Origin of the sequence: Streptomyces sp. NBC_01210 (assembly GCF_036010325.1) — a bacterium.
Lineage (GTDB): Bacteria > Actinomycetota > Actinomycetes > Streptomycetales > Streptomycetaceae > Streptomyces.
In genome coordinates this window covers 1,684,262-1,697,641 of record NZ_CP108549.1, presented here as the reverse complement: position 1 = coordinate 1,697,641, position 13,380 = coordinate 1,684,262, and the positions used below count along the sequence as shown (strand labels likewise).

General features: G+C 70.4%; 12 protein-coding genes. 10 read left to right on the top strand and 2 right to left on the bottom strand.

Going from position 1 to position 13,380, the window contains the following annotated elements; genetic code table 11:
* The first annotated feature begins 6 nt into the window (after positions 1-6).
* Entirely contained in the window at positions 7-510 is a 504-nt protein-coding gene (locus tag OG735_RS07575; RefSeq protein ID WP_327322351.1) for a GNAT family N-acetyltransferase, read from the top strand.
* Here OG735_RS07575 and OG735_RS07570 read toward each other — a convergent pair.
* Together OG735_RS07570 and OG735_RS07565 are read right to left on the bottom strand one after the other, a co-directional pair.
* Positions 507-1,007, bottom strand: a complete 501-nt coding sequence (locus OG735_RS07570) for a hypothetical protein (RefSeq protein WP_327322350.1) — start codon at positions 1,005-1,007, stop codon at positions 507-509. The two genes, OG735_RS07575 and OG735_RS07570, sit on opposite strands and share 4 nt — an antisense overlap.
* Before the next feature lie 2 nt (positions 1,008-1,009).
* Complete coding sequence (locus OG735_RS07565; protein WP_327322349.1) at positions 1,010-1,369, bottom strand: hypothetical protein; 360 nt, start codon at positions 1,367-1,369, stop codon at positions 1,010-1,012.
* A gap of 70 nt (positions 1,370-1,439) precedes the next feature.
* Between OG735_RS07565 and OG735_RS07560 the strand changes: the two genes are divergently transcribed.
* The 9 genes from OG735_RS07560 to OG735_RS07520 all read left to right on the top strand — a co-directional run bounded on the left by OG735_RS07560 (position 1,440) and on the right by OG735_RS07520 (position 13,361).
* Positions 1,440-2,087 (top strand): HAD family hydrolase, encoded by a 648-nt coding sequence (locus tag OG735_RS07560; protein WP_327322348.1) that lies wholly within the window; start codon positions 1,440-1,442, stop codon positions 2,085-2,087.
* 336 nt (positions 2,088-2,423) lie between these two features.
* A complete protein-coding gene (locus OG735_RS07555; RefSeq protein ID WP_327322347.1) occupies positions 2,424-3,542 on the top strand; it encodes a methionine ABC transporter ATP-binding protein in 1,119 nt (372 codons plus the stop codon).
* A complete protein-coding gene (locus OG735_RS07550; protein WP_327322346.1) occupies positions 3,539-4,207 on the top strand; it encodes a methionine ABC transporter permease in 669 nt (222 codons plus the stop codon). The genes OG735_RS07555 and OG735_RS07550 overlap by 4 nt, the downstream gene beginning before the upstream one ends.
* Before the next feature lie 92 nt (positions 4,208-4,299).
* Positions 4,300-5,160, top strand: coding sequence for a MetQ/NlpA family ABC transporter substrate-binding protein (locus OG735_RS07545; RefSeq protein WP_327322345.1), 861 nt, complete (start codon positions 4,300-4,302; stop codon positions 5,158-5,160).
* Positions 5,161-5,307: 147 nt separating this feature from the next.
* Complete coding sequence (locus OG735_RS07540) at positions 5,308-5,955, top strand: GNAT family N-acetyltransferase (protein WP_327322344.1); 648 nt, start codon at positions 5,308-5,310, stop codon at positions 5,953-5,955.
* Between the two features lie 122 nt (positions 5,956-6,077).
* The gene (cbiE, locus tag OG735_RS07535; protein WP_327322343.1) at positions 6,078-7,298 is read left to right on the top strand and encodes a precorrin-6y C5,15-methyltransferase (decarboxylating) subunit CbiE; all 1,221 of its coding nucleotides are present in this window, start codon (positions 6,078-6,080) and stop codon (positions 7,296-7,298) included.
* 335 nt (positions 7,299-7,633) lie between these two features.
* A complete protein-coding gene (gene cobT / locus OG735_RS07530; RefSeq protein WP_327322342.1) occupies positions 7,634-10,963 on the top strand; it encodes a nicotinate-nucleotide--dimethylbenzimidazole phosphoribosyltransferase in 3,330 nt (1,109 codons plus the stop codon).
* A 282-nt stretch (positions 10,964-11,245) separates the two neighbouring features.
* Positions 11,246-12,478, top strand: coding sequence for a uroporphyrinogen-III C-methyltransferase (cobA, locus tag OG735_RS07525; RefSeq protein ID WP_327322341.1), 1,233 nt, complete (start codon positions 11,246-11,248; stop codon positions 12,476-12,478).
* Positions 12,479-12,542: 64 nt separating this feature from the next.
* The gene (locus tag OG735_RS07520; RefSeq protein WP_327322340.1) at positions 12,543-13,361 is read left to right on the top strand and encodes a TrmH family RNA methyltransferase; all 819 of its coding nucleotides are present in this window, start codon (positions 12,543-12,545) and stop codon (positions 13,359-13,361) included.
* Positions 13,362-13,380 lie beyond the last annotated feature (19 nt).

Genomic DNA, 13,380 nt, shown 5'->3' with positions numbered 1-13,380 from the left:
GCACACATGGGCATGAGCGTGACCATCTCAGCGGCAGCGGCGCAGGACGCGGAGCACATCCTGAAGCTGCAGTATCTGTGCTACCAGACCGAGGCCGAACTCTACGGCGACTACGGAATCGAGCCCCTCACCCAGTCCCTCGAGAGTCTGCGGGCCGAAATAGCGCAGGGCCATGCCCTGGTGGCCCGGCTGGGTGACGAGGTGGTGGCTTCCGTACGCGGCAGGGTCGACGAGGGCGGGACGGCCCGTATCGCCAAGCTCATCGTCCATCCACGGATGCAGCGCCACGGCCTGGGCGGACGGCTGCTGGACGCGATCGAGGAGCGCTTCGCCGGGGAGCCGGCCGCCAAGCGGTTGCAGCTCTTCACCGGCCATCGCAGCGAGAGCAATCTGCGGTTGTACCGCAGCCGCGGCTATGTCCAGGTGTCCAGCGAGCAGGTCGGCCCGAGGCTCACACTCGTCACGCTGGAGAAGGAGTCCGAGGCGCGCGCGTATGTCGCCAGCGCCTAGCCGTTCTGGCCGTTCTGGCCGTTCTGGCCGTCCTGGCAGCCCTGGCCGTCGGGCTGCGCCGCGTCCGTACGGGACCGGCGCAGCCAGAGCATTCCGGTGACCGGCAGCAGGACCGGGATGAAGATGTAGCCCATGCCGTACTTCGACCAGACCGTCGCGTCCGGGAAGGCGGACGGCTCCACCACGGTCCAGGTCCCGACGATCAGTACGCCCGCGAGCTCGGCGGCGCAGCACACCAGCGCCGCCCTGCGGGCCGTCTCTCCGCCGCGGACGAGGGTGTACGTGATGAACGCGTACACCGCGGCCGCGACGGCGGAGAGCGTATGGGCGAGCGGCGCCGAGTCGTAGTCGGTGAGGATCTGGTAGACCGAGCGCGACACCGCGCCCACCGACATCACGCCGTACAGCCAGACCAGCAGCACTCCAGGTCCCTGGACCAGCTTGGTCCGCTGCTTCGTCTGCTGCGCCTGCTTCGCTCCGGTGACGGGCTCGGCCATCGTCAGCCTCCCCAGATGTCGTAGAGCCGTACTTCGAGCACTGCCAGTACCACCGCGCCGGCCGCGACGGTCGCCGAGCCCCAGCGGGTCCGCTCGGCCAGCGACAGGAAGCCCGCCGCCGGTACCGCGGCGAACGAGCCGATCAGATACGCGATGAAGATCGCGGTGCCCTCCTGCGCCTTCTCGCCGCCCGCCAGCTGCACGACCCCGACCACCAGTTGCGCGAGCGCCAGCACCGACACCACGGCCATGCCGATGAAGTGCCAGTCCTTGGTGGGCTGGTCGCGGTAGGCGGCGAAGCCGCACCAGGCGGCGAGGGCGAGCGCGGTCACGGCGACCGCGACCGTCAGGGCGTCAAGCATGGACCCGAGAGTATTACGGGCCAAAAGGCCCGATGCGCGCGGCCCCGTGCGCCCCGTAGGGTCGACGACCATGAAGATCCACGCCGAAGCCCTGCTGTTCGACAACGACGGAACGCTCGTCTCCTCGATGGAGTCCGTCGACCGCTGCTGGACCCTGTGGGCGCAGGAGTACGGAATCACGGCGGAGGACTTCGCCCGCGTCGAACGGCACGGCCGCCCTGCCGTGGAGATAGCCGCCGATCTGGTGCCCGCGGACATGGTGCCCGAGGCCCTGGCCCGTATCGAACAGCTCGAGGTCGAGGACGTGGCCGGCGGAGTCGTCCTGCTGCCCGGCACCGCCGAGCTGCTCGCGCAGCTGCCCGCGGACCGCTGGGCCGTGGTCACCTCCGCGACCCGGCGGCTTGCCGAGGCCAGGCTCGAAGAGGTCGGCATCCGGCCCAAGTACCTGATCGCCGCCGACGACATCAAGCGCGGCAAGCCCGACCCGGAGCCCTACCTGCTCGGGGCGCGCCGGCTCGGCCTGGATCCGGCGCGCTGCGTCGTCTTCGAGGACGCGCCGGCGGGGCTGACCGCAGGGCGCGCGGCCGGTATGCGGACCGTGGGTTTGGCCACAACACACCAGCGTTCCGAGCTCGTCGCCGATGTCGTCGTGCGTGACCTCTCGGCCGTGTCCGTGCAGGCCACCGTAGGGGGAGTGGAGATCACCGTGGCGGACTGAGCCAGTCCGAATGCTGTATCAAGGATGTCCGCTATTCGGACAACCGGAATCGCTCGGCAGGCATGTCTGCTTTACTTGCCGACATGACCAGGACGAGCAGCCGCACCCTTGCGACCGAGGCGATCACGACGCCCGGTGCTCGTTGTATGTGTCGAATGTGCGCCAACTGAGGGCCCCTGCCTGAGCCTCGCGCCCCGAAGCGAGACCGACAGCCGCGCCGGATCCGATCTTCCGCCTGGAACGCATCGGACCGAGCCTGCCCCCGCGCACGCGTTGCTTCCCGGCCACAAGCCGAATCAGCCGTACTGCGACTGACTGTCCAAACCCGAATGCCCCGTGCCCGGCGGACACCGCGCCGCGCACTCGACAGTGACGGAAACCCCTGTGATCACCACTACGGGCCTTACCAAGGTCTACCAGTCGCGAGGCCGCGAGGTCACCGCTCTGGACGGCGTCGACCTGCACGTCCGTGAAGGCGAAGTCTTCGGAGTCATCGGCCAGAGCGGCGCCGGCAAGTCCTCGCTCATCCGCTGCGTGAATCTGCTGGAGCGCCCCACCGCCGGCACCGTGACCGTCGCCGGCCAGGACCTGACCGCGCTGGCCGGACGCGGCCGCCGCGCCGGCAAGGAACTGCGCGAGGCGCGCAGCCGTATCGGCATGGTCTTCCAGCACTTCAACCTGCTGTCCTCGCGCACCGTCAAGGACAACATCGAACTGCCCCTGGAGATCCTTGGGATCTCCGGCGCCGAGCGCTCCCGCAAGGCACTCGAGCTGCTCGATCTGGTGGGCCTCGCCGACAAGGCGAAGGCATACCCCGGACAGCTCTCCGGCGGCCAGAAGCAGCGCGTCGGCATCGCCCGCGCACTCGCCGGCGACCCGAAGGTGCTGCTCTCCGACGAGGCGACCAGCGCACTGGACCCCGAGACCACCCGCTCGATCCTGCAACTGCTGCGGGACCTCAACCGGCAGCTCGGACTGACTGTGCTGCTCATCACGCACGAGATGGACGTCGTCAAGACGATCTGCGACTCGGCCGCCCTGATGAAGAAGGGGAAGATCATCGAATCCGGAACGGTGAGTGAACTGCTCGCGACGCCCGGCTCCGAGCTGGCCCAGGAGCTCTTCCCGGTCGGCGGCGAAGCCTCCGGACCCGAGAGCACGGTCATCGACGTCACTTTCCACGGCGAGGCCGCCACCCAGCCGGTGATTTCCCAGCTCTCGCGGACGTACAACATCGACATCTCGATCCTCGGCGCCGCGATGGACACCGTCGCAGGCAAGCAGATCGGCCGGATGCGTATCGAACTGCCCGGCCGCTACGAGGAGAACGTCGTCCCGGTCGGCTTCCTGCGCGAGCAGGGCCTGCAGGTCGATGTCGTCGACCCCGACGCGCCCGCCGAATCGGTGACCCTCCCTGCGCAGTCCTCGGCACTGGTCAAGGAAGGTGCCAAGTGAACTGGTCGGAGATGCAGCCGCTGCTGAGCCAGGGCACCGTCGACACCCTCTACATGGTGCTGTGGTCCACCCTCGTCACCGTCGCCGGCGGACTGCCGCTCGGTGTGCTGCTCGTCCTCACCGACAAGGGCGGACTGCTGCAGAACACCCCGGTGAACAAGGTCGTCGGCGTGATCGTGAACATCGGCCGCTCGCTGCCGTTCATCATTCTGCTGATCGCGCTGATCCCCTTCACCACCCTGGTCGTCGGCACCTTCATCGGCCCCACCGCGATGATCGTGCCGCTCGCCGTCGGCGCCATTCCGTTCTTCGCCAGGCTCGTCGAGACGGCGATCCGCGAGGTCGACCACGGCCTGGTCGAGGCCGTTCAGGCGATGGGTGGATCCATTCCGACGATCGTCCGCAAGGTGCTCCTGCCGCAGGCGCTGCCGTCGCTCGTCTCCTCCGTCACCACCACCGTGATCGTGCTCGTCGGCTACTCGGCGATGGCCGGCGCGGTCGGCGGCGAGGGTCTTGGCTCCAAGGCCGTGACCTACGGATTCCAGCGCTTCGAGACCCAGTTCATGCTCATCACGGTCGTCATCCTGATCGCCCTGGTGACCGTCGTACAGCTCATCGGTGACGGGGTCGTACGACTCCTGGCGCGCCGTGGCCGTACCGCCTGACCTGCCGCCTGACCCACCCCCAGACCTCATTCCAAGAAGCCCGCACTCCTTGTCCGGGCAACGTTCCGCACCACCAGAAAGAGGCACTTTTCGTGCGTAAGAACATCAAGCTCACCGCGGCTGCCGCCGCCACCGCCGCCCTCGCTCTCGGCCTCACCGCCTGCGGCACCGCCTCCGACCCGGGCGCCAAGTCAGGCTCCGGAGCAAAGGCCGACGAGTCCAAGGCGCTGGTCGTCGCCGCGTCCCCGACGCCGCACGCCGACATCCTCAACTTCGTCAAGGACAAGCTGGCGAAGAAGGCCGGACTCAACCTCGAGGTCAAGGAGTTCACGGACTACGTCCTGCCGAACACCGCCACCGAGAGCGGACAGGTCGACGCCAACTTCTTCCAGCACAAGCCATACCTGGACGACTTCAACAAGAAGAACAAGACCCACATCGTTCCGGTCGTCAACGTTCACCTGGAGCCGCTGGGCCTCTACTCCAAGAAGGTCAAGGACCTCAAGGAGATCAAGTCCGGCCAGACCGTTGCCGTACCGAACGACACCACCAACGAGGGCCGCGCGCTCAAGCTCCTCGCGGACAACGGTCTGATCACCCTCAAGTCCGGTGTCGGCTCGGGCGCGAAGCTCTCCGACATCCAGGACAAGAAGGGCCTGGAGTTCAAGGAGATCGAGGCCGCCACGCTGCCCCGTGCCCTGAACGACGTCGACGCCGCGGTCATCAACGGCAATTACGCCATCGAGGCCGACCTCAAGCCCGCCAAGGACTCCCTTGCGCTGGAGAAGGCGGAGGGCAACCCCTACGCCAACTTCCTCGCCGTCAAGGAGGGCAACGAGAAGGACGCCCGCGTGCAGAAGCTCGCGAAGCTCCTCAACTCCCCCGAGGTGAAGAAGTTCATCGAGGACACGTACGCCGGCTCGGTCGTCCCGGCCTTCGGCGCCGTCAAGTAACGCCCGCAGCAAGCCCTTTGGACGAGGCCCCGCGCACCGCGACAGGTGGGCGGGGCCTCGTGGTACTCATCACCCGGCCATGCACATCCGCCACCCGATGCTGCATGCTGTGCCTTTACGGCTACGGCCCTTACGACGGTCTTCGGCATGGAGCTGCGCATGACTACCACCTTCCCGGACGTGTCCATCAGCACGGAGCGGTTGGTGCTGCGCCCCTTCGAAGAAGCCGACATCCCGGCGCACACCGAGATGATGAACGACGAGCTGGTCACCGCCTGGACCTCGGTTCCGCACCCGTACACGGCGGCGGACGCCGAGGATTGGGTGCGCAGGATCGCTCCTGCGGAGCGCACCGAAGGACGCGGCATAGTCCTGGCCGTCACGGAGTTCCTCACCCAGCGGCTCGTGGGAACCATCCATCTGCAGAACACCAACTGGCGCACACTCGCCACCGAGGTCGCCTACGTGACCGCCCCCTGGGCGCGTGGCGAGGGCTACGCCACCGAATCGGTGCTGGCCGTCGCCCAGTGGCTCTTCCGCGTCCAGCAGTTCGAGCGCATCGAGCTGCGCACGGCCGCCGACAACACCGCGTCCCAGCAGGTCGCGCAGAAGATCGGCTGCATCAGTGAGGGAGTGCTGCGGAACGCCTGGATAGCGCGCACGCAGACGGAGGACGGCGGCTGGGCCGATATCCGCACCGATCTGATCGTCTGGAGTCTGCTGCCCGAGGACCTCGAGGGCGTCCCGGACCGGATGGCGGACGCGGGCTACGCCTCCTTCACCGACTGGAACTGACGGCTTCATCGACTGGAACCGACGCAGCTGTCACAGCCGATCATCGCCCGCTCCGGGTAGTCTCGCCATGCCCGCCCCTGCGGGCTGCCCCGACCTGCGACAACACCAGGAGACTGACGACGATGGCCGACCGCGTCACGGTGATCGGCTGGGACGGTTCGCCCCTCACCGCCGCGGCCAGGTCCGCCCTCTCCGCCGCCACATTGGTGGCCGGAGCCGCGCACCATCTGGCGCTGCCCGAGGTGCCGCGGGGCGCCGAGCGCATCCGGCTCGGCAGCGTCGACCTCGCCGCCCGCCGGATTGCCGGCCACCGCGGCAGCGCCGTCGTCCTCGCCGACGGCGACCCGGGCTTCTTCGGGGTCGTACGCACCCTGCGCGCGCCGGAGCACGGCCTCGAGGTCGAGGTCGTCCCCGCAGTCTCCTCCGTGGCCACCGCCTTCGCCCGGGCCGGAATGCCGTGGGACGACGCTCAGATCGTCGTCGCCCACCGCCGTACGCTGCGCCGCGCCGTCAATGTGTGCCGGGCGCACTCCAAAGTGGCCGTCCTCACCTCCCCGGGCGCCGGTCCCGCGGAACTCGCCCTGCTCCTCGAAGGCGTCCACCGCACCTTCGTCATCTGCGAGGAACTCGGCACCGACCGTGAGCAGGTCACCGTCCTCACCTCCGACAAGGCGGCCGACCACGTCTGGCGCGACCCCAATGTCGTCATCGTCATCGGCGGAGCCGCGAGCGCGGCCGTGCCGGGCAGCGGCTGGATCGCCGGCCGCGACCCCGGCTATCCGCCGGCGGTACGGGGCTGGGCGCTGCCGCCGGAGCCCGGGGCCGGTGCCATCGGTGAGGGCGAGTCGGTGCAGCTGCGCGCCGCACAGCTGGCCCGCCTGGGACCGCGTATCGGCGACCTGGTGTGGGACATCGGCTCCGGCAGCGGTGCTCTCGCGGCTGAGGCGGCCCGCTTCGGAGCAGCGGTGATCGCCGTCGACGCCGACCGGGCCGCCTGCGACCGTATCGCCGCCACGGCACGGAGCTCCGGAGTCCAGCTCCAGGTCGTCCAGGGCCGTGCGCCGCATGTGCTGGAGCGGCTGCCCGAGCCCGATGTCGTACGGATCGGGGGCGGGGGAGTGCCGGTGGTGACCGCCTGTGCCGACCGGCGGCCGCAGCGCATCGTGTCCCATGCCTCGACCCGGGACGAGGCCGAGGCGATCGGCGCGGCACTGGCGGCCGGTGGCTACGCCGTCGAGTGCGCGCTTCTGCAGTCCGTCGAACTGGACACCGTGGCATGGGCGGAGCGGGAGCGCTCCGTCGTCTTTCTGCTCTCCGGCCGCCAGCCGGACCGCGCCCCTTGACCCCGCCGCCGCACCGCGCGATGTAGGCTGGCCGATTGTTGTACCGCGCCCGGCCGTTCGTCGCTTCGTTCGTCAATGTCCGGAAAAGGGGGTCCCTTTGGCTCCCGTATGTGGTATGTCGGAACCGGGGGAAGCGCAACGTGGCGCAGCCCACATCGGACCGTGGCGGATCTCCCTGCCGCGGCGGCGAAACGGCCGCGAGAATGCTTGGTGTCCGTGGGCCGAACGTGCCGCGCGGCGCTCACGCTCGTTCTTGTTGACGGGCGTCAGGTGTGCCGTGGTCGGGTGCCCCGGACGATGGGCGAAGGAGCACAAGCGATGGGCGAGGGGTACGCATGACTGACACCGGCCAGGTCCCGGGCGAGGGGCTGCCGGAGAACGCAGGCATGGTGGAGCAGCCGGGTATCCCCGCTGCTGGCGCGTACACCTTCCTGGGCCCCTCCGAGAACGGTCCCGAAGAGGACGATCTGCTGCTGATGCCGGGTGCGCAGGGCGCGTGGAGCGACCCGCAGCCGGGCGCGGCGCCGGTGCCGCCGGGCATGGGGGCGCAGGGGCCGGTGGCTCAGGCGCCGGTCGCGCAGATGCCGATGGCTCCGGCACCCGGGCACGTTGTGGGTGGGCTCGCGCCTGTGGCTGTGCCGGTGGAGCAGACGCCGGTGCCTGAGCATATGGCTGCCGGGCATCAGGTTTTTGAGCATCAGGTCTTTGAGCAGCAGGTTTCCGAGCGCCTGGGTTCCGAGCAGCATGTTGAGGTGGCCGCGCCGGTGCAGATGCCTGCGGGTCAGGAGTTCGTGGGTCAGGAATTCGTCGCTCAGGATTTCGTGGCTCAGGATTTCGTGGCTCAGGAATTTGTGGCTCAGGAATTTGTGGCGCCGGGGCTTGCAGAGCCCGCGGCGATGGCGGAACCGGTCGCTCCGGCCTTCGCGGAGGAACAGCCCGTCCCCGTGGCCGAACCCTTCGTCCCGGTCGCACCGGTCGCACAGGTTCCGCCGCTGTCCGAGCCGGGCGCGCATGAGGCCGGTGGCCGTGACTCCGGTTCGGTCGATCTCAATGGCGTACGCATCCCGCCCACCTCCGCCACGCCGACTCCGCCGCCCGCGCGGCGGCCGCTGCACATGGGCCCGCCGGTGCCAGACACCTCGGGCGGCGTGGTGCGCTCTCTCGCCGACCGCGGACCGGCGGGTGCGACGCCGCCGCACGCCGTGTCCGTGCCCAACTCCGGGTCGCCCACGACGGGCGTGGAGTACCTCGACATCCCGCGCGACGGGTCGGCAATGCTGCCGGGGCCGCAGCTGGGCGAGATCCCCCCGCAGGCCGGAGCCCCTTGGGACCCTCGGCCTCCGCAGCCCCAAATGCCCTCTGTCGTCCCAGCAGAAACGGTCGTCCCGGAGCCTGCTCCGTTTGTCGCCGAGGCCGAGGCTGTTCCGGCGTCGGTCCCGGACCCTGTTCCGGCACCCGTCCCGGACCCTGCCCCGGTCGCCGAGCCGGAGCCGACGTCCGTCGGACAGTTCGTCCCGGTCGACGGATCGCTCCCCACCACGCCCCACCTGGCGCCCACGCCGGTCGACGTGCTTGTGCAGCCGGAGATGGTGCAGCAGGAGCCCGTGCCCGAGCCCGAGCCGGAGGTCGAACCGGCGGCCGAGCCCGAGCCCGAGCCCGTGCAGGAAGCGCAAGCCGTAGCGGAACCGGTATCGGTACCCGTACCGGAGCCGCAAGCCGTGGCGAAGGTGCCGGCGCCGCGTGACGGTGGCTGGGACGTGCCCCAGGAAGTGTCTGCGGAGACCGCTGCCCAGCCGGCTCCCGTGATCGAGCCCGAGCCCGAGTCGGCTCCCGAGGTGATCGAGGTGATCGACGTGGCTGAGGTCGTCGAGGCCGAGGAGCCCGCGCCCGCACCCGAGCCGGAGCCGGTCCCCGCAGCGGCCGCTGCCGGGACCGCGCCCGCACCCGGCTACGACGACGCCGAGCGCGAAGCCGTACTCCGCGTGATGCGTGAGCGCCGGGACATCCGCAACGGCTTCCGTTCCGACCCCATCCCGCACGAGGTGCTGCTGCGTGTGCTCGAGGCCGCGCACACAGCCCCCAGCGTCGGCCACTCGCAGCCCTGGGACTTCGTCGTCATCCGCTCGGCCGAGACCCGGCGGACGATGCACGAACTGGCGCAGCGCCAGCGGGAGGCGTACGCCAAGTCCCTGCCGAAGGGCCGGGCCAAGCAGTTCAAGGAACTGAAGATCGAGGCGATCCTCGACACCCCGGTGAACATCGTGGTCACCGCCGACCCGACGCGCGGCGGCCGCCACACCCTCGGCCGTCACACCCAGCCGCAGATGGCCCCGTACTCCTCGGCCCTCGCCGTCGAGAATCTCTGGCTCGCAGCCCGGGCCGAAGGCCTCGGCGTCGGCTGGGTCAGCTTCTTCGACGAGCGCGAGATGGTGCGCGCGCTGGGTCTGCCGGAGCACCTCGAAGTCGTGGCGTACCTCTGTGTCGGTTACGTCGACGAGTTCCCGGAGGAGCCCGAGCTGATGCAGGCGGGCTGGTCCAAGCGCCGGCCGCTGTCCTGGGTCGTGCACGAGGAGACGTACGGCCGCCGTGCCCTGCCCGGCGAGGAGCCGCACGATCTGCTCCAGGAGACCGTCTCCAACATCCGTCCGCTGGACGCGAAGGCGCTGGGCGAGGCGTGGGAGCGGCAGAAGCGGATGACCAAGCCGGCCGGAGCGCTCGGCATGCTGGAGATCATCTCCGCCCAGCTGAGCGGCCTGTCCCGGATGTGCCCGCCGCCGATCCCGGAGCCCGCGGCGGTCGCGATCTTCGCGGGTGACCACGGGGTGCACGCGCAGGGGGTCACCGCCTGGCCGCAGGAGGTGACGGCCCAGATGGTCGCCAACTTCCTTGGCGGCGGGGCGGTGTGCAACGCATTCGCCAACCAGGTCGGCGCCGAGGTCTGCGTCATCGACGTGGGTGTGGCCGGGGACCTTCCCGCCACGCCGGGTCTGCTGCCGCGCAAGGTCAGGCCGGGTACGGCCGACTTCACGACCGGTCTCGCGCTGAGCCGCGAGGAGGTCCTCTCGGCGGTCGAGGTCGGTATCGAGACGGCGCGGGACTTGGTGGCCGCGGGGAACAAGGCGCTGCTCACCGGTGAGATGGGCATCGCCAACACGACGGTCTCGGCGGCGCTGATCTCCGTGTACACGGAGATCGACCCGAGCGAGATCACGGGCCGCGGTACCGGCATCAACGACGAGATGCACGCGCGCAAGGTCGATGTCGTGCGCCGCGCGCTGGAACTGCACGCGCCGGACCCGGCGGACCCGATCGGCGTGCTTTCGGCAGTCGGCGGCCTGGAGCACGCGGCGCTGGTCGGCTTCATCCTGGGCGGCGCGTCGCTGCGTACGCCGGTGGTGCTGGACGGCGTCTCGGCGGGCGCGGCGGCACTGGTGGCCCGTGCGATCGCGCCGGAGGCCCTGGCGGCCTGCATCGCGGGCCACCGCAGCGCAGAGCCGGGCCACGTGGCGGCCCTCAACAAACTGGGCCTGCGCCCTCTGGTGGACCTGGACCTTCGCCTCGGCGAGGGCACGGGCGCGCTGCTGGCGCTCCCGGTGGTCCAGAGCGCGGCCAGGGCGATGCACGAGGTGGCAACGTTCGACTCGGCGGGCGTGACGGAGAAGTAACGGGTCGCGACGAAGTAACGGGTCGCGGCACGGGGTTGGGGGCGCCGGGAATCCGGGGCGCCGGCCTGCGCAACCGTCCGCCCCGCCCCTTCCGGCCCCGGGGCCCGTCCCCGGCTCCGGAAGGGGCGGGGCAGGGCGGGGTAAGGAAAGTCTCCCGGGCCCGCCCCCGCACCCCCCCGCCCCGTAAGCTGGTCCGCGGGCGCTGACACCCCGCCCACCAGCCGCTTCAGCGCCGCAGCGGACCCGTACCACGCACGCCCCGCCCGAGGAGCCCGTACCGTCATGGCCGAGCACGCCGCGCACCCCGCCTATCCCGTCGGACTCCGCCTCTCCGGGCGGCGCGTCGTCGTCATCGGCGGCGGTCAGGTCGCCCAGCGTCGGCTGCCCGCGCTTATCGCGGCCGGTGCCGACATCGTTCTCGTATCGCCGTCCGCGACGCCCTCCGTCGAGGCGATGGCCGACGCCGGCGAGATCCGCTGGATCAAGCGCGCCTACGCCGACGGCGACCTCGCCGACACCTGGTACGCCCTCGTCGCCACCTCCGACGCCGAAGCGAACAACGCCGCCTCCGCCGAGGCCGAGCGCACCCGCACCTGGTGCGTACGCTCCGACGACGCCGGCGCCGCCACCGCCTGGACCCCTGCAACCGGCCGATCCGAAGGAGTGACCGTCGCCGTCCTCACCACTGAGGTGTCCGGCCGCGACCCCCGCCGTTCCGCCGCGCTCCGCGACGCCATCGTCGAGGGCCTGCGCGACGGCACCCTCGCCGCCCCCCACCACCGCACCCGCACCCCGGGCGTCGCTCTCGTCGGCGGTGGTCCCGGTGATCCCGACCTGATCACCGTCCGCGGTCGCCGCCTCCTCGCCGAGGCCGACGTCGTCATCGCCGACCGCCTCGGCCCCCGTGACCTCCTCGACGAACTCCCGCCGCACGTCGAGGTGATCGACGCAGCGAAGATCCCGTACGGCCGCTACATGGCCCAGGAGGCCATCAACAAGGCCCTGATCGAGCATGCCAAGGCCGGCAAGGCGGTCGTACGCCTCAAGGGCGGGGACCCCTTCGTCTTCGGCCGCGGCATGGAAGAGGCCCAGGCCCTCGCCGAGGCCGGCATCGCCTGCACCGTCGTGCCCGGTATCTCCAGCTCGATCTCTGTCCCCGGCGCCGCCGGAATCCCGGTCACCCACCGCGGAGTGGCCCACGAGTTCACCGTCGTCAGTGGCCATGTCGCCCCCGACGACGAGCGTTCGCTCGTCGACTGGCCGTCCCTCGCCAAGCTCCGCGGCACGCTGGTCGTCCTCATGGGCGTCGACAAGATCGGCGCGATCGCGCAGACCCTTGTCGCCCACGGCAAGGCCCCCGAGACCCCCGTCGCCCTGGTCCAGGAAGGCACGACCGCCTCCCAGCGACGCGTCGACGCCACCCTCGGGACCGTCGCCGAGACGGCCAGGGCCGCGGACGTACGGCCCCCGGCCGTCATCGTCATCGGTGACGTGGTCACCGTAGGAACACAGTAACCAGCGGTAACCCAACTCCGCCCCAGCCGTTGGCACCGCACCCCGGAGAAGGCAGTATCACCCTGTGGCTGATCTCATCACTGTCGAGGATCCCGACGACCCGCGCCTGCGCGACTACACGGGCCTGACCGACGTCGAGCTCCGGCGCAAGCGCGAGCCCGCCGAAGGCCTGTTCATCGCCGAGGGCGAGAAGGTCATCAGACGGGCCAAGGACGCCGGTTACGAGATGCGCTCCATGCTGCTCTCCGCCAAGTGGGTCGATGTGATGCGCGACGTCATCGACGAACTCCCGGCCCCGGTCTACGCCGTCAGCCCGGAGGTCGCCGAGCGGGTCACCGGCTACCACGTGCACCGTGGCGCGCTCGCCTCCATGCAGCGCAAGCCGCTGCCGACCGCCGACGAGCTGCTTCGGACGACCCGCCGGGTGGTCGTGATGGAGTCGGTCAACGACCACACCAATATCGGGGCGATCTTCCGTAGCGCCGCCGCCCTCGGCATGGACGCCGTGCTGCTCTCCCCGGACTGCGCGGACCCGCTCTACCGCCGCTCGGTCAAGGTCTCCATGGGCGCGGTCTTCTCCGTCCCGTACGCCCGCCTCGAATCCTGGCCCAAGGGCCTGGAGTCCGTACGGGAAGCGGGCTTCAAGCTCCTCGCTCTCACCCCCGACGAGAAGGCCTCCGTCATCGACGAGGCGGCCCCGCACCGGCTGGAGCGCGTCGCGCTGATGCTCGGCGCGGAGGGCGACGGGCTCTCCACCCAGGCGCTGGTCGCCGCCGACGAGTGGGTACGCATCCCGATGGCGCACGGCGTCGACTCGCTCAATGTGGGCGCGGCCGCCGCAGTCGCGTTCTACGCCGTGGCGACGGGCCGCCCGCAGTCCTGAACCCGAGCAGCCACAACAG